31 protein-coding genes and 1 pseudogene are annotated in these 23,580 nt (G+C 42.8%); 9 read left to right on the top strand and 23 right to left on the bottom strand.

Features of this window, described 5'->3' with window-relative positions; genetic code table 11:
- Positions 1 to 24: 24 nt before the first annotated feature.
- Positions 25 to 888 (top strand): DUF4097 family beta strand repeat-containing protein, encoded by an 864-nt coding sequence (locus DP091_RS07225; RefSeq protein ID WP_113057689.1) that lies wholly within the window; start codon positions 25 to 27, stop codon positions 886 to 888.
- A gap of 106 nt (positions 889 to 994) precedes the next feature.
- Here DP091_RS07225 and DP091_RS07220 read toward each other — a convergent pair whose 3' ends face one another.
- From DP091_RS07220 to DP091_RS07210, 3 genes are all read right to left on the bottom strand, one after another.
- Complete coding sequence (locus DP091_RS07220; RefSeq protein WP_258394428.1) at positions 995 to 1,627, bottom strand: hypothetical protein; 633 nt, start codon at positions 1,625 to 1,627, stop codon at positions 995 to 997.
- Positions 1,628 to 1,895: 268 nt separating this feature from the next.
- Positions 1,896 to 2,669, bottom strand: coding sequence for an SDR family NAD(P)-dependent oxidoreductase (locus DP091_RS07215; protein WP_113057688.1), 774 nt, complete (start codon positions 2,667 to 2,669; stop codon positions 1,896 to 1,898).
- Positions 2,670 to 2,723: 54 nt separating this feature from the next.
- The gene (locus DP091_RS07210; RefSeq protein WP_113057687.1) at positions 2,724 to 3,461 is read right to left on the bottom strand and encodes an SDR family NAD(P)-dependent oxidoreductase; all 738 of its coding nucleotides are present in this window, start codon (positions 3,459 to 3,461) and stop codon (positions 2,724 to 2,726) included.
- A 196-nt stretch (positions 3,462 to 3,657) separates the two neighbouring features.
- On the opposite strand from DP091_RS07210, the gene DP091_RS07205 reads away from it, so the two are divergent.
- Positions 3,658 to 4,260 carry a TetR/AcrR family transcriptional regulator gene (locus tag DP091_RS07205; protein ID WP_113057686.1) on the top strand — a complete coding sequence of 201 codons (603 nt, stop codon included), beginning with the start codon at positions 3,658 to 3,660 and terminating at the stop codon, positions 4,258 to 4,260.
- A 123-nt stretch (positions 4,261 to 4,383) separates the two neighbouring features.
- On the opposite strand, the gene DP091_RS07200 is transcribed toward DP091_RS07205, so the two are convergent.
- The 3 genes from DP091_RS07200 to DP091_RS31270 form a co-directional block, all read right to left on the bottom strand.
- The gene (locus DP091_RS07200; RefSeq protein WP_113057685.1) at positions 4,384 to 4,923 is read right to left on the bottom strand and encodes a DinB family protein; all 540 of its coding nucleotides are present in this window, start codon (positions 4,921 to 4,923) and stop codon (positions 4,384 to 4,386) included.
- 42 nt (positions 4,924 to 4,965) lie between these two features.
- The gene (locus DP091_RS32235) at positions 4,966 to 6,048 is read right to left on the bottom strand and encodes a DinB family protein (protein WP_306438097.1); all 1,083 of its coding nucleotides are present in this window, start codon (positions 6,046 to 6,048) and stop codon (positions 4,966 to 4,968) included.
- Positions 6,049 to 6,213: 165 nt separating this feature from the next.
- Positions 6,214 to 6,360 carry a hypothetical protein gene (locus DP091_RS31270; RefSeq protein WP_181469746.1) on the bottom strand — a complete coding sequence of 49 codons (147 nt, stop codon included), beginning with the start codon at positions 6,358 to 6,360 and terminating at the stop codon, positions 6,214 to 6,216.
- 206 nt (positions 6,361 to 6,566) lie between these two features.
- Between DP091_RS31270 and DP091_RS07190 the strand changes: the two genes are divergently transcribed.
- The 3 genes from DP091_RS07190 to DP091_RS07180 all read left to right on the top strand — a co-directional run bounded on the left by DP091_RS07190 (position 6,567) and on the right by DP091_RS07180 (position 8,653).
- Positions 6,567 to 6,998, top strand: coding sequence for a BlaI/MecI/CopY family transcriptional regulator (locus tag DP091_RS07190; protein WP_113057684.1), 432 nt, complete (start codon positions 6,567 to 6,569; stop codon positions 6,996 to 6,998).
- Positions 6,995 to 7,795, top strand: a complete 801-nt coding sequence (locus DP091_RS07185) for a M56 family metallopeptidase (protein ID WP_113057683.1) — start codon at positions 6,995 to 6,997, stop codon at positions 7,793 to 7,795. Before DP091_RS07190 ends, DP091_RS07185 begins: the two co-directional genes overlap by 4 nt.
- Before the next feature lie 99 nt (positions 7,796 to 7,894).
- Positions 7,895 to 8,653, top strand: coding sequence for a prolipoprotein diacylglyceryl transferase (locus DP091_RS07180; RefSeq protein ID WP_113057682.1), 759 nt, complete (start codon positions 7,895 to 7,897; stop codon positions 8,651 to 8,653).
- A 60-nt stretch (positions 8,654 to 8,713) separates the two neighbouring features.
- Here DP091_RS07180 and DP091_RS07175 read toward each other — a convergent pair whose 3' ends face one another.
- The 17 genes and pseudogenes from DP091_RS07175 to DP091_RS07090 all read right to left on the bottom strand — a co-directional run bounded on the left by DP091_RS07175 (position 8,714) and on the right by DP091_RS07090 (position 19,471).
- The gene (locus DP091_RS07175) at positions 8,714 to 9,238 is read right to left on the bottom strand and encodes a GNAT family N-acetyltransferase (RefSeq protein ID WP_113057681.1); all 525 of its coding nucleotides are present in this window, start codon (positions 9,236 to 9,238) and stop codon (positions 8,714 to 8,716) included.
- 95 nt (positions 9,239 to 9,333) lie between these two features.
- Entirely contained in the window at positions 9,334 to 9,981 is a 648-nt protein-coding gene (locus DP091_RS07170; protein WP_113057680.1) for a FusB/FusC family EF-G-binding protein, read from the bottom strand.
- A gap of 660 nt (positions 9,982 to 10,641) precedes the next feature.
- Positions 10,642 to 11,112, bottom strand: coding sequence for a GNAT family N-acetyltransferase (locus tag DP091_RS07155; protein ID WP_113057679.1), 471 nt, complete (start codon positions 11,110 to 11,112; stop codon positions 10,642 to 10,644).
- Positions 11,113 to 11,173: 61 nt separating this feature from the next.
- Positions 11,174 to 11,389 carry a hypothetical protein gene (locus DP091_RS07150; RefSeq protein WP_113057678.1) on the bottom strand — a complete coding sequence of 72 codons (216 nt, stop codon included), beginning with the start codon at positions 11,387 to 11,389 and terminating at the stop codon, positions 11,174 to 11,176.
- Between the two features lie 50 nt (positions 11,390 to 11,439).
- Positions 11,440 to 11,862 carry a GrpB family protein gene (locus tag DP091_RS07145; RefSeq protein WP_113057677.1) on the bottom strand — a complete coding sequence of 141 codons (423 nt, stop codon included), beginning with the start codon at positions 11,860 to 11,862 and terminating at the stop codon, positions 11,440 to 11,442.
- A gap of 98 nt (positions 11,863 to 11,960) precedes the next feature.
- Positions 11,961 to 12,452 (bottom strand): NUDIX hydrolase, encoded by a 492-nt coding sequence (locus tag DP091_RS07140; RefSeq protein ID WP_113057676.1) that lies wholly within the window; start codon positions 12,450 to 12,452, stop codon positions 11,961 to 11,963.
- Positions 12,453 to 12,517: 65 nt separating this feature from the next.
- Positions 12,518 to 13,333: a GNAT family N-acetyltransferase gene (locus tag DP091_RS07135; RefSeq protein WP_113057675.1), complete on the bottom strand. Its 816-nt coding sequence runs from the start codon at positions 13,331 to 13,333 to the stop codon at positions 12,518 to 12,520.
- Between the two features lie 89 nt (positions 13,334 to 13,422).
- Positions 13,423 to 13,827, bottom strand: a complete 405-nt coding sequence (locus DP091_RS07130) for a GNAT family N-acetyltransferase (RefSeq protein WP_258394427.1) — start codon at positions 13,825 to 13,827, stop codon at positions 13,423 to 13,425.
- Between the two features lie 61 nt (positions 13,828 to 13,888).
- Positions 13,889 to 14,122 carry a hypothetical protein gene (locus tag DP091_RS07125; RefSeq protein WP_113057673.1) on the bottom strand — a complete coding sequence of 78 codons (234 nt, stop codon included), beginning with the start codon at positions 14,120 to 14,122 and terminating at the stop codon, positions 13,889 to 13,891.
- Between the two features lie 16 nt (positions 14,123 to 14,138).
- Entirely contained in the window at positions 14,139 to 14,660 is a 522-nt protein-coding gene (locus tag DP091_RS07120; RefSeq protein WP_113057672.1) for a GNAT family N-acetyltransferase, read from the bottom strand.
- 359 nt (positions 14,661 to 15,019) lie between these two features.
- Positions 15,020 to 15,301 (bottom strand): hypothetical protein, encoded by a 282-nt coding sequence (locus DP091_RS31730; RefSeq protein ID WP_258394426.1) that lies wholly within the window; start codon positions 15,299 to 15,301, stop codon positions 15,020 to 15,022.
- 323 nt (positions 15,302 to 15,624) lie between these two features.
- Positions 15,625 to 16,794, bottom strand: coding sequence for an alanyl-tRNA editing protein (locus tag DP091_RS07110; protein ID WP_113057784.1), 1,170 nt, complete (start codon positions 16,792 to 16,794; stop codon positions 15,625 to 15,627).
- A gap of 370 nt (positions 16,795 to 17,164) precedes the next feature.
- Positions 17,165 to 17,332 (bottom strand): DUF4275 family protein, encoded by a 168-nt coding sequence (locus tag DP091_RS31725; RefSeq protein ID WP_258394433.1) that lies wholly within the window; start codon positions 17,330 to 17,332, stop codon positions 17,165 to 17,167.
- A gap of 16 nt (positions 17,333 to 17,348) precedes the next feature.
- Positions 17,349 to 17,669 (bottom strand): DUF4275 family protein, encoded by a 321-nt coding sequence (locus DP091_RS31720; protein WP_258394425.1) that lies wholly within the window; start codon positions 17,667 to 17,669, stop codon positions 17,349 to 17,351.
- Entirely contained in the window at positions 17,662 to 18,264 is a 603-nt protein-coding gene (locus DP091_RS07100; RefSeq protein WP_113057671.1) for an HAD family hydrolase, read from the bottom strand. Before DP091_RS07100 ends, DP091_RS31720 begins: the two co-directional genes overlap by 8 nt.
- A 181-nt stretch (positions 18,265 to 18,445) precedes the next feature.
- A pseudogene (locus tag DP091_RS31715) lies at positions 18,446 to 18,820 on the bottom strand (VOC family protein).
- Positions 18,821 to 18,919: 99 nt separating this feature from the next.
- Positions 18,920 to 19,471 carry a hypothetical protein gene (locus DP091_RS07090; RefSeq protein WP_113057670.1) on the bottom strand — a complete coding sequence of 184 codons (552 nt, stop codon included), beginning with the start codon at positions 19,469 to 19,471 and terminating at the stop codon, positions 18,920 to 18,922.
- Between the two features lie 565 nt (positions 19,472 to 20,036).
- Between DP091_RS07090 and DP091_RS07085 the strand changes: the two genes are divergently transcribed.
- Genes DP091_RS07085 through DP091_RS07070 form a run of 4 tightly spaced genes read left to right on the top strand, consistent with a single transcriptional unit; the run spans position 20,037 to position 23,528 of the window.
- Complete coding sequence (locus tag DP091_RS07085) at positions 20,037 to 21,200, top strand: ABC transporter ATP-binding protein (protein ID WP_113057669.1); 1,164 nt, start codon at positions 20,037 to 20,039, stop codon at positions 21,198 to 21,200.
- Between the two features lies 1 nt (position 21,201).
- Positions 21,202 to 21,867, top strand: coding sequence for an ABC transporter permease (locus DP091_RS07080; RefSeq protein WP_113057668.1), 666 nt, complete (start codon positions 21,202 to 21,204; stop codon positions 21,865 to 21,867).
- Positions 21,864 to 22,817, top strand: a complete 954-nt coding sequence (locus tag DP091_RS07075) for a glycine betaine ABC transporter substrate-binding protein (RefSeq protein WP_113057667.1) — start codon at positions 21,864 to 21,866, stop codon at positions 22,815 to 22,817. The genes DP091_RS07080 and DP091_RS07075 overlap by 4 nt, the downstream gene beginning before the upstream one ends.
- A 12-nt stretch (positions 22,818 to 22,829) precedes the next feature.
- Entirely contained in the window at positions 22,830 to 23,528 is a 699-nt protein-coding gene (locus DP091_RS07070; RefSeq protein ID WP_113057666.1) for an ABC transporter permease, read from the top strand.
- Positions 23,529 to 23,580: the final 52 nt, after the last annotated feature.

The raw sequence follows: 23,580 nt of genomic DNA, 5'->3' as shown, positions 1-23,580 counted from the left end.
AGTATATGAACGGAGGAAAAAGCATTGAAAAAATTGATAGCCGCTTCGCTGGTCTTGGCAGCCGTCTGCGGGTTGGTGATCGCCTGCCAAGGCATAGGGAAACAAACCTTTAAACATGAAACATCCTTTGAAGCCAGCCTTATTAAAGAAATTGAAATCCATAATGAATCCTGGGATATCGAGTTGAAGCATACGGATTCTCCGAACATTACCATCGCTTGCGTAGGAAAGCGACAGGACAACGAGAGCGACCCCGTAACGATTAGCCATGACGGAAATAAGATCGTCATTGCCCAGGAAGATCAGGGGGGGATGGGAGGCTTCACGTTTAGCAAGAAAGGGACGGTCTATATCTCCATTCCCGACCATACCGTCGATGCGATTGCTTTGAATAATGACGCAGGTGATATCAGGATGAAACATGTAGCGGTTCAGAACCTGGTTATGATCAACGAGTCAGGATCTCAGCTCCTTGAAGGCTTGTCGGCAGACAAGGTTGAATTCATGACCAATGACGGGGAGCTCCAATTGAAAGACAGCTCGCTGAACGAATTAACCGTAACTTCCGGCAGCGGTGACAGCTATATTACAGGCGTGACCAGCCCCTTGATGAATATCGCTTCAACAGCTGGGGAAGTGTCCGTCAAAGAGATCGAAGAAGGAAAGAGGCTGCGCGTAGAAACAGAATCCGGAGATATCGGCGTATCTTATGCGAAACCCCCAGCTTCCATAAAGCTTGCCGCTAACAGCAGCACATCCGATATTAGCGTGAATTTGGATGGCTTTAAGGAGCAACGACGTACGGACAATGCAGTGGCAGGCACTATAGGGAATGCATCCCATTCACTGGAGCTAAGCAGCCATACCGGAACAATCACTGTAAAATAAAGGAATGCAAAAAAACGAAACGGACTATTGCCGGCAAGCCCTAGTACGAGAGATATCTCTTGGAGCCGCACGGCAATAGCTGTTCATTCCTTTTTTGGATGCCGGGTTAAGGATGCAAGGACTTTTTCGAGTAGACTTCCAATGCACGTATGACAACTTCTTCATGGACCCCGCTCATCGTATGTATTCGTTCTGCCCATTCCTCGATCCCCTTCAGCTGAGGCTCCACTTTTCTGCCTTCATTGGAACTTAGGTAGCTTTCATAATTATCAAATTCCCAATGGAGAACCTGCCCATCGGTGAACATACGTTTTTCCACAAGCGGATCGCTGAACAGGCGCTGCGTTTTTTGCCCGGCGATGATCAATGCCTTATCGGCTACAGGCGTTAGGTCGAATTCTTGGCTGCTTTCCTTTCCGTTGGGTCTTCTGTAGGTTACCAAGAGACGCTTCGCTCGGGTGTTCAATTTGATGAACGAACCTGGAAAAAAACCATCCACAAACTCTTCCGTATACGCTTCATGACCCGGCTCCAACAAGATGGGCTCAATCCATTGATCTCCAAGATCGCAGAAATATTTATTGCCCTCTTCGTTGACGGCGACCACGGCGACATGCAAATGCTCCGTTAGCACCCCGTAACAGCGTACTTTGTTCTGTCTGAACTCATCGATTAACCAAAGCGCCAAATCAAAACAATTGCCCGACGTTCCATATAATGCGCGATGCTCTTTCAACATCTAGGATACATGTTCGGGCATCCTTTCTATTCCTCAAACCGGACAACCTCTTATTCCTCTTCCGAAAGATTCAACGATACCATTCTTCGAACGGACCATAAGCTACACACTATTATATTCCAAAATCCGCATGACCCCAATATGAAAAATGACCCACCTTTAAACGGGGAGAATAGGCAGCTGTACCGCTACTCATATTGAATGTAAAAAAGGTCTTGACCGGTATAAACACCGGACCAAGACCCTGTATACGAAGCTAATATAAACTTTACTGGTTGATTTGACCGCCATCCACGGTATATATGGATTGCGTTACATAAGAGGCATCGTCGGACAGCAGGAAAACGGCTACGTTGGCTACTTCTTCCGCTTCCCCGTATCGTCCGAGCGGAACGGCGGCGCCGAATGCCTTTCTTGCACCTTCGGCATCCTCAGGCACCGTATTTTTCTCAATTTGGCGCATCATGCGGGTATTGATCACCCCAGGTGCTACGGCATTCACTCTCACGCCGAACGGAGCAGCTTCCAATGCTACCACCTTCGTCATGCCGATCACGGCATGCTTGGAGCTATTGTACCCAACGAATCCGGGCGAACCGATGAGGCCTGCACCGGAGGAGGTATTGACGATGCTGCCGGAACCTTGCTTTTTCATGACGGGAACCACGTATTTCAGTCCAAGGAAAGCACCCTTAACGTTGACATTAAAGACCATTTCAAAGGTTTCGGTCGGATAGTCCTCTATATTAGCAGTAATCCCTTCGATCCCCGCATTATTAAAGAAGCCGTCGATTTTACCGAACTTCTCGACCGTTGCATCCACATACGCTTTGACTTCCTCTTCTTTGGCGACATTGGCCTGCAGCGCAATTGCTCTGGAATCGTCCAGGCCCAAATCGGAAATCACTTGGTGGACGGCCCCCAGGTTCAAATCGACCAGCGCAAGCTTGGCCCCCTGTTCCGCCAGTTTTTTGGCGGCTGCTGTTCCGATCCCGCCTGCTGCGCCAGTAATCACAATCACTTTTCCATCAAATTTGCTCATGGTGTATGCCTCCTAGTAAGATGTCATGATTCTCTGTACGTCTAAGTTCACCTATTATTGGGCAGTATATCCACCGTCAACCGTCAAGGTATTCCCCGTCATGAACGAGGAGTCATCCGAAGCCATGAACAGGACGGCCTTTGCCATTTCCTCCGCTTGTCCCAGACGTTTCATTGGAGTGACTGCTGCTAGGGCTTGTTTACTTTCCTCCGGAATGATCGGTGTGTCAATAAAGCCCGGGCACAGCGCATTGATCCGAATATTGTGCTCGGCATACTCCAATGCCAAGGAACGCGTCAAATTAATGACTCCTCCTTTAGCGGCGTTATAAGCCGCCGAACCGGGCGAGCCGACCCAACCGTACATGGATGCGGTGTTAACAATCGTGCCTCCGCCTGCTTTTAACATTTCACGGATAGCTTCCCGGGCGACCAGGAATACGCCGTCCAAGTCCACGTTTACGGTGTTTCGCCACTCGGAGTACTCTAGGTCATGCGAAGAATGAACGCGCCCGATGCCAGCGTTGTTAAATACAATATCCACTTTGCCGAAAGCTTCAGTCGCTTGCTTAAAGATTTTGGCTACTTCTTCCTCGCTGGTAATATTCGCCTTAACGAACAACGCCTCGTGATGAAGCGCGTTCAATTCGGCTTCAAACGCCTTGCCTTTGTCCTCATTGAGATCAACAAGCACCACTTTGGCTCCTTCTTCAACGAAAAGACGCGCGGTTGCCGCACCGATGCCGGATGCACCACCGGTAATTACAGCAATCTTGTTTTGTAATTTTCCCATCTTGGATACCCCCGTAAAATAGATTAAAATAGTACTATGTTGATTACAATTAAATTAAGATATTAAATTTAGTACTATTTTGCTTACAATTCAATTGTACTATTCTGTTCACATTTAACAATCATTAACCTGTGATGAAGTGTCGATCTAGTCAACACTTGGAACCAAACTGTCTTTTTTGGGGGGCGCTCTTTTCGTGAATCATGAACAAATCGTGACATCGGCACGAAGAAATCGTACGAAAGAACATCTGAAATCCGCCTTTATTCAACTTGTTAAAGAGAAGGGATATCATGCTGTAACGGTGAAAGACATCGTGGATAAGGCTGCTTATAACCGCAGCACCTTCTATGTCCATTACCAGGACAAAATCGAATTAGCCGACGATGTGCTGGCTTCCATGCTCCAGGGCTTGGAAGAATCAGTGGGTAAGCCCTATATACCGGGACACAAAGTGTATACGGCTAACCTCAATGCCCCGTCCTTTAATATCGTGGCCTACATTTACGAGCACCGCGATTTTTTTGAGCTGATCAAATATGAGGATACCTTGCCGGGATTGCACACGAAATTCCCTCAAACAATCGTTAAAATCTATCAGGAACGATTTATATTCGAAACGATTAACCAGATCCCGGTGAACATGGACTATTTTAAGCGGTACACCGCCTACGGCTTTCATGGGTTGATTCTGAACTGGATTCGAAACGACTTCAGGGAATCGCAGGAGGATTTCATTAAAGAGGTCATTGATTTAACGAGGACGCATATTTACTCGGTGGAGTATGTGAGGGAGTAAGGCGGGCGGAACATAAATAGGCTGTCCTAAAGGGCAGCCTGCTTGATTACGGTGATAGGGTTACTTTTAAAGATGCTCAGCGATAGCAAACTCAAGGAAAACACGAGGATGGATCGTATTCTTTTATTCATGATCCAAGGCTGTCCTTTGCTCAGCGTACCACTTTCTAAGTTGATTAATATGGGCTTGATGATAACGGTTATGGTCAGCCATATGCCATAATCCCCACCGTATGGTGGCTTGCTTTTCATTTTCGTGACCGAATGTGACAATGTTATCCAGATCAGCATCCGTTAATTGCGTACATGTTTCTTTTAGCATATTCAATACAACTTCATATTTAGATATAAGCGTGTCCAGAGCCATTCCTGTGACCATCGGCAGCCTGTTATGTTCATCGATCATGGGGCCGTATTCGTCCTTTAAAGACTGGGGAAGCGTCTCCCTTTTTATCCTGTAAACCCAGTTCAGATCGACGTAGATGATATGTTTTATTAATTGTGCGGCACTATTGAATTTGTTATCAGGACCCTTGTAGTCTATTTCCTCTTGCGACATGCCCTCTGATATGGATTTTAGCCTTTGGCTGTTCTCTTTGACAGCGCCATATAACATTCCCACGATCGTTGACATTTTCTCTTCGCCTTGCAAATCGTATAACATCCTAGCACACCCTCTCCTGTAAAAATAAATAGCATCCCAGCCTCACAATGTGGACTTTTGAATTTTGTGTTTCAGTCGTATCGATTTATTCAAGTGCAGGAAAATATGCCTTGTCGCCGGCATGAGCACTAATCCCGCAATCGTTTTATTTCCCCAGTATTCAAGCAACCAAGCTGCTTCTTCCTTAACCGCATACTGTTCTTTAAGTTCATGAATTCTTGCTGCTTCAACTTTTTGCTTAAAGTCCCCTGGCAATAAACGGGATATGATTTCACGAGTGTTCCGCCCAACTTCAATCCGATAAGCGAATAATGAATCAATATCAAGAGTCGAACTCAAGTTAGCGATTTCCGCTTCCGTCATTTCATTTCCGGAATGAACATCATCAATGTGGAGTTTCTTATTCCACTGGCCTGAATGCAATACTTGGACATCGTTATTTACGAGTACGCTCATCGTCATGTCTTCAATACGCGTCATATGCCACATATGCCATATTATCGAATTCTTTGTATCAGGAGCCGTCACTGGATATTGACGGAATGTTTCCTCTTGCAGATCTTTAACTAATTCATCCTCAAGTGTCGCACTGGGTGAATGGCTCATTCTTGAAGAATGCAACAAGCGATGCTGCTGCAAGAATAACTCAACTGCATTCTGATGCTTAGCCGGATCCAAAATGGTCTGGGTTAGCTTTTTGTGATTTTCATTCCACAATTTTCTTTGAATCAAATCCATCGAACGTATAAGTGTTAGCCCACTAACGATTCCAAATACTGCACTTGCTTGAGGCAGGGTTGCGAGTTTATAAATAGTTACATTCGCCAAGCTATTAATATACATTACCAATATGGGATAAATAAGCAGCAAGAAGCAAGGGAGAAACACAGGTAATAATAACGGCCAATTAAGTTTAAATGCTTTTGGTAATCCTTCTAGAAAAGCTAGATGCAAACCATAAATTAGCGGGACGATTGCCAATATCCATACCGTACTTCCTATTCGAAATGTCTTCTTTGCTTCCTCAGAATAGTAACTACTTATCGAGTTTCCTAAATAGATTAAGAGTCCCCCTATAACTAACCATACAAGGTAATATATAACTTTCGATTTCTGTGGCTTCATACTATCACTCCATTCTAATTGGTTCGAGAAAAAAACGATGTTAGCGGCAACGACATCGATAACCCCATGTTAACCGAAGTTAATTTCAACAAACTTTCAGCTGACAGGTAATCTGAAATTTCAAAAATCAATCTTGGGTCTCAATAACTTCATCATGCTTCATCCTCACTTCCTGTTTTCAATTACTCCTTTTGCAGACCAATGGCCGATCGGAACAAAATGCTTTGCTAATTCTGGAATTAACCATTCTACCTGTTCCGCACCTTTCTTTTTTGATCTTGCTATCCATTCCCAAAAGTGTTGAGTGTTCATAGAATGTGATCTCCTGTGGTTCTCTTATTCTCGATTGTAAGGCAAATACCTTTCGTCCCCGACACTTTGCAAGTACCAAGAACAATGCCCAACCAAGAAAATACAACACAGACTAGCAAAGGGGAATAGCTATGCGAGTGTCGGCAGGAAGAAGTTGACATTGTCCGACAACCATACTACGATATGTAGTATGGGGTGAGATAGGAATGAAGATTAAGAAAATGAATATCGAAGGTGAAGGCCTGAATCGTTTTTTTGGACCACTGGAGTCTCGAATTATGGATATTCTTTGGTCCTCAGAAGCACTCAGTATCAAGGAAGTGCAATCAATCCTGAATCAGGAGAGTCCAATCTCAATCAATACGGTAATGACCGTCATGAATCGTCTTATGGATAAAGGCGTGCTGACAAAGGTCATGACGGGAACCGGCCGGACACGGGCAGCCAAGTTCAGCCCGCTGCAGTCGAGGGAGCAATTTCTCACTGAACAGACGAAGGAAGTATCGCAGGGACTCATTCAAGAGTACGGGAGCTTGGTCGTGAACCACATGATCGATGCGCTGGATGACGTTGATCCTGAGGTGATCGCAAGGCTGGAGCGTAAATTAAACGATATCAAACACGGGAAAAAACAATGAATTCCACCACACGGCTAAGATGTAGCTACGCGCTGATGATCGTATTCATAGCTGTTGTCATCGTACATATGGGAATGTTCATAGCCTACCAGGTCCGAAGCGGAGTATTTCAAGGTCCCGTTCTGAATTACGTCTTAATCGACATGATCATAGCGTATACACTTGTTCAGATCATTTGGCGAAGTACGAGGCAATTGGTTTTATCGCAAAAATGGTTAAAACACTTCCGTGCCAACAGGCACGATAAATTAACCAAGCGCCTCAATTACAAGTACCGCGGCTGGGGAACGGAAATCATTGTTGTACAGGACCATGCCTTTGTGGCTCTGACGATTGGACTGCTGCGACCTAAAATTGTCGTATCCACTACGGTTTTAGAAATGTTTAATGACCAGGAAGTAAAGGCGATTTTACTGCATGAACGATACCACTGCCGTAATTATGATGGATTAAAAACATTCTTTTCTACCTTGCTGGCAGACGCCTTTGGATATTTGCCGATTGTTAAACCAATTCTTCGCTACTATCAGACGTGGCAAGAGCTGTTTGCTGACCGATTCGCCATCCGGCAGATGGGCACCGAGCTGTATTTAGGCAGTGTCTTATTAAAATTAGCGAAACTCGGTAAGCTTCGACGGTATGAGGCAGCCGTTCATTTTGCGGATACGACATTGCAATACCGGGTCATGCAGGTTCTAGAGCCTGACCGAGGGGTGAATGTTCCGTTAGCCCTGCTGAAGCCATTTCTGAGATCCTGTTCCATCTTGCTGCTCTTTATGTTGGGCGGGGATTCGTAGTCCCTTTTTTTTGGACCATTACACTACACACTGTAGTTTGATCGTATCATGTTGAAAAGGAATATTTTACCAGATAATCTATTATGGAGGAATGAAATTATGTACAACGAATTGATCAGGATTGGACCCGTGACCATTTATGGATATGGATTAATGATTGCGATCGGAATCCTTATCGCTTATAAGGTTGTTGTTTATAGAGCAGCTTCTAGACAAGTAGAACTATCCCATGTCTCCTCTCTAACGTTCTGGAGCTTATTAGGCGGATTGGCCGGAGCTAAACTTTTGTATTGGATAACCCAGATGAACAATATCATCCACGATCCTTCAATGGTTCTGAATTTTTCAGAAGGATTTGTGGTATACGGGGGAATTATCGGAGGGATTGGGGTTGGTTATGTCTATTGTAAGAAGAAAAAGATCAACTTTCTAAAATACCTTGACCTATTTGTGCCCTCCGTTGCATTAGCCCAAGGATGCGGGAGAATTGGCTGTCTTCTCGCCGGTTGTTGCCATGGAAAAGAAACGGACAGTTGGTTTGGCATAACGTTTCACGAATCCGAGCTTGCCCCGAATGATGTCAAACTCATCCCTACACAAATATTAGAAAGCGTTCTTAGCTTTTCAATTTTCTTCATCCTGATCTATATTGCAAGAAGAAATAGAACTAATGGCCTGATAGCAGGTCTATATCTTATTTTGTATAGTTTAGGGAGATTTATTATCGAATTTTTCAGAGGTGATATCATCCGGGGCCAGTTCGGTACTCTCGCTACTTCGCAATGGATCGCATTAGCTGTTGTTTTGCTCACTTGCATCGTATTCTTATCCAAGGCTCAAAAAAAGAAGACCACCTAAGATATGAATACTTTTGAGTCCTTTATTACGGCTTGTAGAAACTGATCATGTTTGCTACTATCACGTATTCTTAATCCAATATCTTTTAATTACGTTCCCATCTTCCTCTATATAGTCTGTATCCGGCCTCCCGCCGTTCTTAATAATGGTTCTTTCCGATCCCGCATTACCGGCATCACATACAACTAATACATCGTTTATCCCGAGTTTCTTGGCCTCAATCAAGGAGAGTTCCAATAGTTTAGTCGCGTAGCCTTTCCATCTTTCTAACGGGCGGATGCCATAGCCAATATGCCCGCCGGCATTATATAAATATTCGGTTAATTGATGTCTAATATTAGCCGCACCTAATACTCCATGTTGTTTATCGATCAACCAAAAGGTTGAATCTGAGACCCAGCCTTCCTTTACACCAATGCCCTTTTCTTGATTAGAGAGTTCCTTCAGCATTCCCTGAAAATCACTTGGATCCTTACTGATAACCCAAGGAACCATATTCTCACCGGATTCTATCCATTCTTGATAAAATGATAAATATTCTTCTTTAAGCTCTAGCTGAGGCTTCACTAATCTTACATCGTTCATAAGCTCAACGTCCTTTCATGACCATTGTGTCTTTAAACGGGAACCTATTACAGAATAGGCTGCCCTTAAAGGCAGCCTATTTCTAGTTACTGTGTTTACTTGCTGGCGGAGAGAATGAACTTCTCAAGTGCCCCTGTATCGGTAATGCTGTGATTACATGCTTGGCTATCCAAACATACGTATTGGCCAATGAACGAAAGATTATCCGGTGCAGCAACGGCCGGCTTGGTCTTGACCGAGAACAAGGCAAGCTCTTGATGCCGGTTGCAGAGCAGACAGTACCCTTTCTTGTTGGTCGGCGTAATTCTTCCCTCGATCCCGATGAATCTTCCTTCGAACGGATATACGATATATAACTTGTTTGTGGCAATATCCACCCAGCCCAAATACGTTATATATCGAAAGTCGATCGATTGCAGATCCGGAACTTTCAGTTTCTTATTTTTAGGAAATAACTTCTGAATCTGTTTCAGTGTGATCGTCGGATAAGGCTCCAGATAGGGTTCTAACGCGTTAAGATATCTCTGGAAATCCTCAGCCTTCTCGATGGTCGACATTTCTCCCAGCATCCGCTTCTGATCCTCTGTTAGAGACGGAAATGCTTCCAAAGCGCTGGTTACCGCACGATACCTGACCGTTTCCAGGACTTTTCTATCCGCGATCGTTCGCAATGTTTTCAGAAGGAAATCCGATTGTTTTTTTATTACGTTAAACTGGTGGTTTCTAATAAATGGTGTACTCATAGCTTTCAGCCCCTTATTTTTATTAAAAATGAAGGTGCAAAGCCTGTTATTAGAAACGATAAAGTTAAGGTTGGGCGATCGAATTCATCTATCGCACCCCACGCAAAGTATCGCCCCAGATCAGGCTTTGCATGAGGACTTCCTAGCTAATGAGCAATTCAGCATTGCCATCGGTATAACCCCCAATCACATTTCATACGCAAAATTATAACAGCAAGTGCCAGTTGGCGCAATTTATTCCGTTGGAACAGAATGCCGTCTATATCAAACTTAAAATCTATTGAATGGTGTCATACAAGTCTGCTTCAATATGATTTACTTCCCCATGTCCCCATTCATCCGAAATCTCCAGATGCCAGGATCTCGGCGATCGTTCATGATTATTTATTTTATAATGGCTGGACTGCATTAAAATGTTGTTAAATGCAGCATGTGCATTTCTTAAATTATCTTCACGCTTGTTCCTTCTAGAACTCAATATATACCGGCTCATCAGCTGGTCTTAAGCAAACTTCGATTCTCTCCCTGAAATTCATAAAGGTCACCATATTCAATGCTTCATCCAATGGAAAGAATCCTGATTCAAGACTTTCTGTTGTAGCTACGGGTGTACCCCCACTCCAGCCTCTTTGCGGCCCCATTCCCTCCGTATTAACTGCTTTACTCACATAACATATTTTCCATTGGCTCTTTGCAATGCTGGTATCCGTTCTTTTCGTAAAAATTAACGCCATCCTCACTGGGCCATACGATAATAAATTCATATTTATTTTCTTTTGCCCATTCGTTGATCTTTGATATTAATTTACTTCCTATCCCTTTACCTCGATAATCAGGTTTTGTATATACATTCGTCATATATGCAAATGGATGTGTGATTCTCCCTGGTCTCGGTACCTTGTGAATAAGTTCTATGTATATGTTGGACACGATCATGCCGTCTTCTTCAGCAACCCAAATACTCCAAATATCACTTTGAAGGGCCTTCCATAAAAAATCATAACACTCCTCGTAGAAGCCACTATAAGCTTCGTTTTTTAATGTTCCATCTAGATCGTCTTCCAGCGTAAAATCCCATCTCATCCGAATAAGTTGATCTATATCATCCTTTGTAGCAATTCTAATGATCATGGAATCACCTCCGAATTTATTAACATCAATTCATCTTACAAATAATCGAATCGTATTCCATTCATTCCACTTGATTAATCGGCTGGGACGTTCCGTTGTTCAGTATCCATTCTATAAGTCTCTTAAAAATCATTTCATAGTCCCTTTTGGATTGATATGTTCCATCATCATTTAAATCCTCATTAGTATATCGACTAAAATCATAATAATAAAATTGATACATGTTCGATAATGTTTCTTTCTCCTGAACTGTAACAGGAATAAGTTCGATTTCCATAACGTCTCCTTTTTTATCGACCTACTACTTTTGAAGTTTCATTGATTCGCCTACAGATCCGGTTTATCTGGTTTCCAACCTATTTCTTGTGACCAAATATGTGCCTTTTGTATGATCTCCCATACAATCGGGCCTTTGCCTTCAACATATTTATGCCTTTCATGATGGTACAATCCCATTAACCGGTGCTTCTCTGCCGAATATCTTAAGCAATCCTCTTTATGTTCTCTCAAATAATCTCTAAATAACAATGTCAATTGTTCTGAGTAACTCCCCGTTTGCCTTACATGAATATGTGTTCTCCGATGTCCCGGAATTTCTCGAAAAGCATCTAGTCCAACAATCGATGTTGATCCAACGTGATCAATTCGATCTGCTATGTCCCCTAAAGCTTCTCGTATGTTCCATCCTACCTCCAAGAACAAGTTTCTCCACTCTGGATCATACTCAGCTATTCGCCATTGCTCATCCATGTAATTTGTCTCCTTTGGTTTTAACGCTTTAGATAGCGGTTTCGTGGTTCCGGTATTCATCTTTCCTCAAGGTTCTGCTGCATACCTTGAGGGATTGGTTAATCATCATGGTTGTTCATGTCTCCTTCCAACCTATGTAACAACATATAATTCGGGTTTGCTTCCCAAGCTTCAAAGGGCACAAAATATGCTGCATTTATCGCATCCAATAATCTAGATCTTTGCTGCGGTCTCGTTATGTATTCCTCGATATTAGATTGATCAATTTTTATGTATCTAGCTTCGAGTATCTCGTCTTCTTGTATTTTAATTTCTCCACTTATGTATTGAGCTCTAAAACATATAGACAATACTTGTTTTGTTGTATTCATATAAACACCGGTTATACCAATTGGCTTAATAACGATACCCGTCTCCTCAAGAAACTCTCTGCAAATTGCTTTATCAAGGGGTTCCCCTAACTCAACATTTCCACCTGGCATTTCCCATGTATCTGATCGCCAATGTGTTCTAAGTAACAATACCTCACCACGATCATTAGTGACTAAAGCTGAAACCGAAATACATTGTTTAGGTGCCTGGTATTCCAAACCAATCACTTCCTCTATATTACTTTATATCCTTTCATCATCTGAGATGTTTCTCTAAAATGCCCCTAGGATAAACCATACCATGATATTTGGTAATCAAAATCAGGGGTCATTCCTACTTTCTCTGCAAGTCGAATAGACCCTGTATTTTCCGGAGTACAGTCCCAGTATGGACGAATTCCTTTTTGAAGACATTCCTGTACAAATGCCTGAGCTACTGCAGCGCCATAATTTCTTCTTTTATGCTCTTCAAGCGTTTCGATATCGATTGCATGCGTTTTATCTACAACAAATGCTGAAAAACATAAACTCACTACATTGTGATTATCCTCAACAAAGTATCCGAATCCTTGCTCTAAGAAAGAGTCTATAGAATCCCAAAATCGTAATATCTTCTTTTCTAAAAACGAATGGTTTTCCAATCGCCTTGACTTCAATAACTCACGATTGATCCGTTGAATATTTACAACGCTATCTTGAAATTCAATGTGTTGTGGCTTCCCTCTTAAGGTGAACACATGTTGAGTATCACTCGAAATGCGGCGCTCCTGATAAATGTTTTGTATCGTTTTATCCCAAGGATCAGGATCCAGACCAATCTCGACCCAATTTATATCTTGCTCCTGTAGTTTGGGTTCTATATGATTTCTCATGTATTCTGCTAATCCTGTTATAAATGTTGTACTCTGAGCATCCCCAACGATCTGAAAACCCTTTTGTCCTTCAATCCAAATTAATGCCGCTGTGGGTTCTGTTGGATGATCTACATAGACCCCGCCCGGGTTATTCCCGCTAACCACAGCCCTAACCTCGATATTTTTACACTTATTCGTAATATGTCTTATCTTATAAAACTCTGATTTATTAAGTTCTGTTATCATTGTTATATCACCGATTCTATGTTTTATTGATTACATTGAGCGTATAAGTTTCTTGCATTCCAAACCCGAAAGATTTTTGATCCATAACGTCAATTCTTCTTTCTTCTTATTACAAAAGCTTTATCCGCCCTTTCGAATCCGATCCTCTCATAAAATCCTACGGCTTTCGGTGCTGAAGTTAGTACATATTGAATTTCGTCTTCTCCTAATTTGTCCCTCAATATTCTGATTAGTTCCTTGCCAATTCCTAATCCTTGATATTCCGTATCCACCGCAATATCTGAAATATAGCAGCAATATGAATAATCTGTGATGGCCCTTAAAAATCCCACCAGTTTACTTCCTTCTCTTACCGTTATAATCTCATCTGCATGATCTATCATCCTCTGAATTCGATCTGAATCGCCTACCGGTCTCCTGATCCCTGATCGAATAAATACTTCTTTAACCTCGCTGACAATACAGTCATCATTGATTCTATATTCCAAATCCACAGCTAAACCCTCATTTATTTTATTTTCCATTTACTAATATATTTTGGTCTGATGATTCCGTTTATTCCCGTATAAAAGGCTCTTCTACTATTTCAGATAGTAAATCTTTATAAGCTTTCACTTTCCTAAACGTATTGCCCATCATTTCTTTATTACGATACTTACGAATTTCATCCAGATTAAATTCAGCAATAAATATACCCTCTGACATATGATCTGCCAGCATAATGGTGTTTAGTTTTTGATCAGGTTCACTGCAATTATATTGCACGGTTGCGACTCTAAAGGTTTTCATTATTCTGCACCTCATATTAACTCTTTAGATTCTTAACTAAATAAATTAATAAATCGTCGTCAACGATCACTGATTCTCCTGGGATTACTTGAACATTTTTATAAGTCATCCCTCTGCCATCCATCACATATCCACGAGATGTATACATTCTTTGGGCATTTCCATAATCTCTGTACAGCCCTACTCCTAGCCCTATGTATGAAGAGGTGATTGAGGCAATTAGTTCTAATTCATCAAATAATCTATTTGCTATATGTTTTCTTCTATGCTCAGGAAATACGTTCAAATCATTAATCTCAGGGATGTTGTTATCAAGAAAATAAGGATACTGAGACTCATAGATTAAATGACAGCATCCTGCTAACGATTCATTGTAATAAGCAATCAATGTTACTCGTTTATTGGTATTGTTCTCACTTAGGCACTTATGATAATAATCTCCTTGTCGGTACCACCCATAACGCTTAGCAAATTCTTGATCCAATAATTCAGCTTCTTCTAATGTAGTTAGTCTCTTTATGTTTATGATGTCCTTCATGTTTGATCTCCTTCTCTGGACCCTATTGGGCGAAACGCAGCATGATTTCTTAGTAATACCTACATCATCATTTATTACTTCAAATCATTCAACTCTGAAGACGATTTCAGTACCTGTCTCATTTTTTTTAAAGGGTTTGCTAAATCCCTTGAACACGAACTCCATTCCTGAAATATCATCAGGTAATGGCGGAGATATTACATAGTGATAGGATGCATGCCCTGAACAACTCGAGCCATTGGTCATTTGACAATCATATTGTTCTCCAACATACAATTCAAAATAGCTATGTTTGTATAAACTTGAAGGGAGCTCATTTGTCATGTCCCAATCCATGCTGATTTTTACGACACCTTGCATTAGCGTATTGTCTTAAATGAGTTTAGTGTGTAAAAGAAAGCTCCTTTTACAACTGATTTTAAAACCGGAATATGTTTTCTGAACCCTGCAGGATCAACCATGGGTTTAAAATGTTCTTCGCTCATAAACGTTCCAAAAATGACTTTTAGATAATCCTCGTAGAGTTCATACGTTGCTGCCCATTGCGAAATATACTCAAATGGCGGAAAACCTGGATTGTTGCCTGAAAGTTCCTCCCGCTGTTTCAACAATGCACAAATTTGCTCATCAACATGAATCAATTGTTCATCATAATGTTGGGTTGGCGCTCAAATGGCATACGTTTCATCATTTTTCTCCTTTTTCGATATAAATGTTAGAAATCCAATGCGTGAATACTATGTTATCTGATGTCATTGACTCCAGATAACTTGAACTGGAACTCATAATTGCACTTTCCGCTTACCATTCTGTGTGTATTAATGAAACGCCCCAGCTTAGATAGTACTTATCTTAGGCTGAGGCGTGATGTCGAGCTTGTGTGCTTTACGCTTTTTGGTTTAAGAAACATGCTGCTAAACCCGCTTGAATGCTTTCAACTTATAGACCGTTACACCACTTCAAGCTAACTTAATGACTGCGCCGCAAAATGGTAAAACGCCATGGCATCCTCCCCGGTGGCAAAACCAGCCTGTGCCAGCTTGTCGCTGCCTCCGCCTTTACCGCGATAATCAGTCAGATACTGCTTAAAGAATGCACCGCAGGCGAGACCGCTCTTTCCTCCTTGAGCGAGGACAACCTTATGGTCTGTGTTGGACACAAAGAGCACGATAACGTCAGCTTCTTCGGTGAGCTTTGCCGCCAGGTTCTGCATATCCTTCAGCGGCTTGTCCGCAAAAACGTGTTGGATCAGGCTGCCCTGACGGTCCGCCAATAACTTTCCTGCCAGGTAAACATCATTCTCAGCCTTCACGGCGTTCAATTCAGCCTGGAGCAACTTCTGTTCATGATCCCATTTTGCAATCCGGTCCAGAATCTCTTCCTTAGAGGTATTGAACCTGGCTGATAGGCTGCTTAAAATCTCCATTCCTGCATTGAATTCATTCAATGCGCGATAACCGCATTTAAAATAGATACGCAAATGCCCTTTCTGTTTCTCGGCTCTCAGCAGTTTGCTCATTCCGATCTCACCCGTTGCGGAGACATGCGTACCCCCACAAGCGTTATATTCGATGCCTTCGATTTCTACGATCCGGATATCATCGGTTACCTTCGGCTGCTTCACCAGCGGCAGGGCAGCAGCCTGCTCCCGGCTCACAAAATAATTCGTTATTTTTCGATTAAGGTAAAGCTGATCGTTCACTTCCAGTTCCAGCAACATCAGTTGGTCCTGAGACAGGTCAGATCGAGCGATATCAATCGTAGCGTAATCTTGACCCAGATGGAAACTGAGTGTTTCCGCCTGACATACCTCCAGACACATGGCAGACAGGAGATGCTGGCCGCTATGATGCTGCATATGGTCGAATCTTCTATCCCAATCCAAACGGCAGCTAACCTCTTCCTTCTCAGGCATACGCTCGACTTTATGCAGGATTTCGCCTTCCTCCTGAACGACATCAAGAACAGGAATTTTATCGATCCACCCCAGGTCACAAGGCTGCCCTCCACCGTGCGGATAAAAGGCCGTCTCCTCCATGATCAGGTAGATTCCGTCCTCCCGTTCCAGTTTCCGTGTGATTCGTGTGTCCCACTCCCGGATATATGCGGATTCGTAATACAGCTTCTTCGTCATCTTCATTTCCTCACAGTTCCCTAAAATTCACTTCGTATTAGCTACTAGCCTTAATAATAGAATAACAAAAAAACATATAGGAGATGATGGATCTCGACCAGATTCATCTTCCATCATAAGTCACTCCCCGTTAGAACCAACCATAGTACGATGCCCACCAATGATACTGAAATGATTTTTTTCGGTTACTTCATTAAAGAAACCTTTAATCTCGATATGGGGATCTTGGGAAAACTTAAATATACATTATTTTGTACTATAATATGACTGGATTTGTTATGCAGTTTTAGTGTGAACTTGGTTCCATTTGATTCTTCTTTTTGTTCTTGTAGTAAATCTATATTCGCACGGTTCATGGATCACGACGAATTTACTTCGCTTTATAAAAATAGGGCCCGCACATGTCTTCATGCGTATTGACATACGTCCAAGTAAATTTTTTATTAAATACATAGATATCTTGTTGAGAATCAAAATCCTCTGCGACTATTGCATTTGCATTACTGTATTGAAGTACACGGGGAGAGTTTTGGTACATAACATATAATTCATCTTTAAATTTCAGCATTAAAAGCATTTCTTGCTTCATGTTGTTTCAGACAATCTTGTATTTCATAACTAAAAATATGCCACTTATATTGATCGTAATAAATGCTTTCTTTTATATCGTCACTAATGTTTAGTGCAAACGTCTTGTCCCATTTATTAATAATTTCAGTTGCTCCATCAAATAGATTTGAGATGATTACGCCTTTTCCAATTAATTTTTCTTTATATAAATATTCCTTTTGAACAAATTGAATAGACCAATATATTTTTTGCAATTCTTCTTCCGGTAAGCTATCTAGAATTAATTGAATCTTTTTTCTAATCAAATGTTCTCCTCCTCATTCCTATCATGGGTTCAACCTTTTCTATCCATTTATGCTCCTTATCCGCTAACAGGGTTTTCCATCCGAGTTCGATAACCGGTTTCAGGTTCTTTTCTTGATCATCAATATAAACAACCGTTTGGCCTGCTTCAAATTGTTTACCGACATGTTGATATATTTGTATATCTGGTTTTCTTAAACCTACTTGATTTGAGATCGTTATGCTCTTTGTATAGGGTTCTACTCTTTCTAAAATCGATTCCAACCATTCCTTACAATGGTTACTTAAAATATGGATATCTGCCATTTCACTCCACTCCGCCAAATAATTTAATCCAGGAAGCGGTTCCAGTGATTGAATTAATAACGCTCTGGCTCGCTCTTTGTTAATTTGGTTTATTCGCAGACTCATCCATTCCCAAAAATCATCTTCTTTGATCTTTCCAGTCCATAGATCTTTTCGAATCGCATCAAATTGTACTCGGATGTCCTGAAACGAGATTTCGCTACCCTTAGATAATTGGAGCCAAAACGTAGATGAGAAGTTACTGACTAATACACCAGCTAAATCTAATACCAGTTGTGGCTTTGCAGTCATTGAATCGTATCCTTTCTTTGTTACATATGGCCATTTATAAGATGGCTATACTAACGCCTCGACTTTCCTTTTCGTTCTCTCGCTCAGTAGTCGTCTTGACCTCAACTTCCTGGCCCAATAGGCCAAGTTCACTCTCCGATTAGAAAAAAAAGCAAGTCTAAAAAGACCTGCTATCTTTATTTTAGAGCCATTCCAAAAATTCAAGGCGATTTCCAAAAGGGTCGTTAAGATAGAAACGTTGTACGCCCTCATCAGACCGTGCATCATCATCAATCACTTGGATACTCTTTTGAAGTAAATATTCTCTCAATTAATCTATATTCTGGACATGAAATGCAGGATGAGCTTTTGTAGCGGGGACAAATTCCTTTTGAACTCCGATGTGTACTTGATGCGTTCCACACTGAAACCAAACCCCTCCACGTTTCCTTAGATTCTCAGGCTTTGGTATTTCGACCCAACCTAATATGCCAGCAAAAAAGCTTCGAGCTTCTGATTCGCAGCCTTCAGGAGCCGCTAATTGAACGTGGTCAATTCCAGAGAAATTGTATAACATACTTTCGCCCCCAATGTTTCATTGTGTGAAACCTAGTTTCAATTAGAATTTCCATTTTATGGTATACACGCTTGGGAAATCAATTGTTCTATTTAACTTTTATGGCAATTGAATTTCTTTTCTTATATTCGTAATGTAGGCGTATGCATCATTAATTTCAGTAATTCCTTCAACAACATTCTCCCTTAATTCCTCGATAAAAAATTCGAGCTCATTCTCTCGTAAATCGATATCCTCCAAATAATTCTCGTTATAATCCTTGATAAAATCCGATTGGTTCTTATAAAATTCAAAACGTTCTAGAACATAAATTTCCTTAAGGGTAATGAATAAAGCTAGAAAATCCCTAAGGTTTCTCGCAACCAAGTTTACCGCTTTGTCAAACATAGGTTGTATAAAAATAATCGGGGCCTCTTCTAGGTCTTTGAGAGATTGATTATACGTGTAAAAAGCGAAATGGTCCCCACCCACTCCAGTTCTGCCAAAAACTACAGCGTCTTCTGGTGTGCATTCATACCTGTCATCATCATTATTAAAGCTTATATAAAAGCCTATGTAATCATGGACAGTTTGCCCATGTAGTTGATGAAGTTCCTGATCCAATTGAACAAGCTTTTCTAATGTTTCTGGCCTTTTGTAATTTAACGGCATCTAAGGCTCCCCAGCTATATCAGATTTGTACAATCATTTATGGTTACTATTTTCAGGAATTTCATATAAAGTTCAGGTGATTCCTTCCATGTTTCATCCCATTGCTAACCGGGTAATAGAATTAAACATATTATTGCATAAGCAGTTATACGGTCCTATTCAAAAGGGAATCGTTGCTTGTTTACGTATTTTGCATATATCCATTTGGGCCGAGGGAAGCAGTGACACAATGACATTGCTGCTTGATTCGCGCAGGCATAACAGGGATTCATGTATGAGATCGCATATTTTCCCGAATACGCACAGGGGCATACAGGCTTGAAATACTTTTTCGGCTTCCCCCTTAGATCCTTCTCCACCCCATAATCATGCGCTTAATCCTATTCCATTTTGATTTCTTATAATGCTAACTAGCTTAGCTGTTTTCCATTTCTACATAACAAGGCTGAAGCCTTCTCATATCTCTGGCACTTCGCTATTCCCCTCAACCGTTTTTTGGGTTCCCGATGGATGATATGCCAAATGCTCCGCATAATATGGATACTGCTTGCAAAGGGGCGATTGGATGATAGTACTGGAGCATGTGAACAAGGTTTACGATAATGGCTTTCACGCGCTGAAAGACATTAATCTGGAATTCAAAAAAGGGGAAATTACCGTCCTGATCGGTCCGAGCGGCTGCGGCAAATCGACGACCATGAAGCTGATCAACGCACTCAATACGCCATCCTCGGGCAAAGTTCTGATTGACGGTAAGGATATCTCGAGATTGAATCCGGTTGAACTTCGACGCAATATCGGCTATGTCATTCAAAGCGTTGGTTTATTTCCGCATATGAATATCTCCAAGAACGCGGGCGTGGTTCCGCGTCTGAAGAAATGGGATAAAGACAAAACAGATCAAAAAGTAAATGAATTGTTGGACATGGTCGGACTGGACCACACCATATATGGTACGCGCTATCCATCTGAGCTTAGCGGCGGACAACAGCAGCGTGTAGGCGTAGTGCGCGCACTGGCAGCCGAACCCGATATTATCCTGATGGACGAGCCGTTCTCCGCACTGGATCCCATCAGCCGCGAGCAGCTTCAGGATGAGCTGATCCGACTTCAGCAGGAGCTCAATAAAACCATTATTTTTGTTACGCATGATATGGATGAAGCTATTAAAATTGCGGATACCATCGTTCTCATGAAAGATGGCGAAGTAATTCAAACAGGTAGACCGGACACCATTTTACGGCATCCCGCAAACGAATTTGTACGTGACTTTATCGGTTCAAAACGTCTGCAAAATGAAAATGAAAGCACCTATGAAATTCCGCTGGTGGATGAAGTGATGATTACGAATCCGGTCACGGCATTCCCGAGCCGGGGATTGGCTGAAGCCATCAAGATGATGGAAATGAAGCGGGTGGATTCGCTGCTGATCGTGGACCGTAATCGTCAGCTTCAAGGCGCGGTTTCGATCTACCGGGTGCTTGACCAATACGGCGAAGAAGGCAAAACCGTGGCAGACGTTATGCATCCGGTCCGTTTTTCCGTGGCTTCGGGAAGCACGCTTCCGCAGGCCATCGAGATCATGGACAGCCACCAGCTCAGCAACCTCCCGGTCGTAGACAGCAATAACCGGTTCCTCGGATTAATCACAAGAGGCAGTGTGGTTAAACATTTGGCCGAAGTCTATCCTACGATGGTTCCTCCGGTGCCGATCGGAGAGGATGAGTGATATGAACGCATTCTGGAGTTTTATTACGGATCGTTATCCGGATATCCTAAAGGCATTGCAGGAGCATCTGGTCCTCTCATTCTCAGCCGTGCTTTTGGGGACTATTGTTGCCGTACCGATCGGTATCCTGCTCGTATACAATCGGATAGGCTGGATGAACAGCATCGTTTTTTTCATTACGAACCTGTTTCAGACGGTTCCGAGCCTGGCGCTTCTGGCTATTCTGATTCCGCTGCTCGGCATCGGCATGAAACCGGCCATCCTTGCACTGTTTCTGTACTCCCTTATGCCCATCCTGCGGAATACTTATGACGGTTTTCACTCCGTGGATAAAGGCGTGCTCAATTCGGCCAGGGGGATGGGATACAGCACCGCCCAAACGATTTTGCGGATTCAGCTTCCCTTATCGCTTCCTTACATCATGTCCGGTGTCCGCATTACGACCGTATATATCATCAGTTGGGCAACACTGGCTTCCCTGATCGGTGCTGGCGGTTTAGGGCAGCTTATTGTATCTGGACTTGGTGTCAACAAGCCCGAGATGATCTTCGTCGGCGGCATTGGGGCTATTCTCTTGGCACTTGTAGCTGACGGATTGCTTGGGCTGCTTGAGGGCTGGCTAAGCAGATACTACCATCAGACCCAGACCCGGGACGCTGCAATATGAGTCACATCAGCCGTAATCAGCGAACCGGACGGAACAAGGAAGGCGTGATGAAACTGAAAAAGCTTAAATGGACTCCGTTGTTCATCTGCATGATAGCTTTTGCCGCTTTTACCTCCGCATGCGGAATTCAAAGCGAGATTACAATCGGGACGCAAACCTATACCGAAACCAAGATTATTGCCGAAATGTATAAAGCGCTCATTGAAGACCAAACCGATCTGAAGGTCGATATTATCCCGGATCTGGCATCAAGCTCATTGGTCATCAATGCGATGAAACGAAACGACGTTCAAATGGCGACACTATATACCGGTGAGATTTTCAACAACCATTTCCCGATCAGCGGTACCAAAGATCGCGATAAAGTCTTGAAGGAAGCGCAGGTTGGATTTCAGGAACACTTCGGGTTCACCTGGATGAACCCTCTGGGGTTTGAGAACACCTACGCGTTCACGGTAAGAAAGGATCTAGCCGAAGCCAACGGGTACACCAAAATCTCCGATGTCAAAAAAGATATGGGCACCATGAAGTTGGGGGTGGATACCACGTGGCTCGAGAGAAGCACGGATGGATATCCGGCATTCTCCAAAGCGTATGACATCAAATTCGGTCAGGTCTTTCCCATGGAAATTAGCTTGGTATACAGTGCGGTAGCCAATGAGCAGGTGGATATCGTGCTGGCCTACTCAACGGATTCCCGGCTGAAAGCCTACCAATTGCAGACGCTTCAGGATGACCAGCAATTCTTCCCTCCATATGATGCAAGTCCGGTATTGCGTTCGGACCTTTTGAAGAAGCATCCTGAAATTCAGGATACGATAGCGCCTTTAATCGGTCATCTGGATGCAGATACGATGATATCGCTTAATTATCAGGTGGACATTGAGAAGAAAAGCGAGCGAGAGGTCGCAATCGCGTATTTGAAAGAGCAGGGCCTCTTGAAAAGCTAAAGGAGGGTAATCATGGAAAGTGAACATTTAACATTCGCCGACTTTTTGTCGTATATATCGCGAAATCAGGGATTGCTCTGGGAGTATTTCATCCAGCATATTACGATGGTGGTTATCGGGCTGGGGCTGGCATTCATCGTCGGAGTGCCGCTTGGCATCCTCTGCTCTAAGAGCAAATGGGCAGCCAAAATCATTTTGTTTATCACCAACATCCTGCAGGTGGTACCGAGCTTGGCCATGCTCGTGGTGCTCATGTTATGGATGGGACTCGGGACGACAACGGTCATGGTGGGACTCTTCCTGTATTCCCTGAATCCAATCGCACGGAATACGTACGTTGGGTTAAAGCAGGTGGATCCCAGCTATCTGGAATCCGGAAAAGGAATCGGGATGAGTCCCTTCCAAATGCTCTTGAAAGTGCGTTTCCCGCTTGCGCTGACGTATATCATGTCGGGCCTGCGTATCGCGGCCGTCATCGCCATCGGTGTGGTAACGATCGCTCCCCTTGTCGGAGGAGGCGGGCTGGGACGGGAAATCTATGCCGGACTGAACAGCAATAACTCCCTCCGTATCTTTGCAGGTGCCATTCCTGCGGCCGTGCTGGCCATCGTTGCGGATCTTGTGCTTGGCATGCTCCAGCGTAAGATGGATCTAGCCAAACGAAAATCAGGTGCGGCTCCATCGCCGGCGAAAATGCAAAATATCAACTGATGCATGTAGAGTGTACATTTTAAAGGGCATCCCAAAAGATCTAAGATCTTAC

It is taken from the genome of Paenibacillus sp. MDMC362 (assembly GCF_003269305.1).
Classification (GTDB): domain Bacteria; phylum Bacillota; class Bacilli; order Paenibacillales; family Paenibacillaceae; genus Paenibacillus_AQ.
Note: the sequence above shows the minus strand (reverse complement) of the source record. Positions and strands in the feature narration are given on the sequence as shown.

Bases quoted from the DNA above. Each gene is read 5' to 3' on its own strand.
- DP091_RS07220 (WP_258394428.1), bottom strand. From the start codon at position 1,627: ATGTTGAAAGAGCATCGCGCATTATATGGAACGTCGGGCAATTGTTTT.
- DP091_RS07215 (WP_113057688.1), bottom strand. From the start codon at position 2,669: ATGAGCAAATTTGATGGAAAAGTGATTGTGATTACTGGCGCAGCAGGC.
- DP091_RS07210 (WP_113057687.1), bottom strand. From the start codon at position 3,461: ATGGGAAAATTACAAAACAAGATTGCTGTAATTACCGGTGGTGCATCC.
- DP091_RS07200 (WP_113057685.1), bottom strand. From the start codon at position 4,923: ATGTTATACGATTTGCAAGGCGAAGAGAAAATGTCAACGATCGTGGGA.
- DP091_RS32235 (WP_306438097.1), bottom strand. From the start codon at position 6,048: ATGAAGCCACAGAAATCGAAAGTTATATATTACCTTGTATGGTTAGTT.
- DP091_RS31270 (WP_181469746.1), bottom strand. From the start codon at position 6,360: ATGAACACTCAACACTTTTGGGAATGGATAGCAAGATCAAAAAAGAAA.
- DP091_RS07190 (WP_113057684.1), top strand. From the start codon at position 6,567: ATGAAGATTAAGAAAATGAATATCGAAGGTGAAGGCCTGAATCGTTTT.
- DP091_RS07185 (WP_113057683.1), top strand. From the start codon at position 6,995: ATGAATTCCACCACACGGCTAAGATGTAGCTACGCGCTGATGATCGTA.
- DP091_RS07180 (WP_113057682.1), top strand. From the start codon at position 7,895: ATGTACAACGAATTGATCAGGATTGGACCCGTGACCATTTATGGATAT.
- DP091_RS07175 (WP_113057681.1), bottom strand. From the start codon at position 9,238: ATGAACGATGTAAGATTAGTGAAGCCTCAGCTAGAGCTTAAAGAAGAA.
- DP091_RS07170 (WP_113057680.1), bottom strand. From the start codon at position 9,981: ATGAGTACACCATTTATTAGAAACCACCAGTTTAACGTAATAAAAAAA.
- DP091_RS07155 (WP_113057679.1), bottom strand. From the start codon at position 11,112: ATGATCATTAGAATTGCTACAAAGGATGATATAGATCAACTTATTCGG.
- DP091_RS07150 (WP_113057678.1), bottom strand. From the start codon at position 11,389: ATGGAAATCGAACTTATTCCTGTTACAGTTCAGGAGAAAGAAACATTA.
- DP091_RS07145 (WP_113057677.1), bottom strand. From the start codon at position 11,862: ATGGATGAGCAATGGCGAATAGCTGAGTATGATCCAGAGTGGAGAAAC.
- DP091_RS07135 (WP_113057675.1), bottom strand. From the start codon at position 13,333: ATGATAACAGAACTTAATAAATCAGAGTTTTATAAGATAAGACATATT.
- DP091_RS07125 (WP_113057673.1), bottom strand. From the start codon at position 14,122: ATGAAAACCTTTAGAGTCGCAACCGTGCAATATAATTGCAGTGAACCT.
- DP091_RS07120 (WP_113057672.1), bottom strand. From the start codon at position 14,660: ATGAAGGACATCATAAACATAAAGAGACTAACTACATTAGAAGAAGCT.
- DP091_RS07110 (WP_113057784.1), bottom strand. From the start codon at position 16,794: ATGACGAAGAAGCTGTATTACGAATCCGCATATATCCGGGAGTGGGAC.
- DP091_RS31725 (WP_258394433.1), bottom strand. From the start codon at position 17,332: ATGTACCAAAACTCTCCCCGTGTACTTCAATACAGTAATGCAAATGCA.
- DP091_RS07100 (WP_113057671.1), bottom strand. From the start codon at position 18,264: ATGACTGCAAAGCCACAACTGGTATTAGATTTAGCTGGTGTATTAGTC.
- DP091_RS07090 (WP_113057670.1), bottom strand. From the start codon at position 19,471: ATGCCGTTAAATTACAAAAGGCCAGAAACATTAGAAAAGCTTGTTCAA.
- DP091_RS07085 (WP_113057669.1), top strand. From the start codon at position 20,037: ATGATAGTACTGGAGCATGTGAACAAGGTTTACGATAATGGCTTTCAC.
- DP091_RS07080 (WP_113057668.1), top strand. From the start codon at position 21,202: ATGAACGCATTCTGGAGTTTTATTACGGATCGTTATCCGGATATCCTA.
- DP091_RS07075 (WP_113057667.1), top strand. From the start codon at position 21,864: ATGAGTCACATCAGCCGTAATCAGCGAACCGGACGGAACAAGGAAGGC.
- DP091_RS07070 (WP_113057666.1), top strand. From the start codon at position 22,830: ATGGAAAGTGAACATTTAACATTCGCCGACTTTTTGTCGTATATATCG.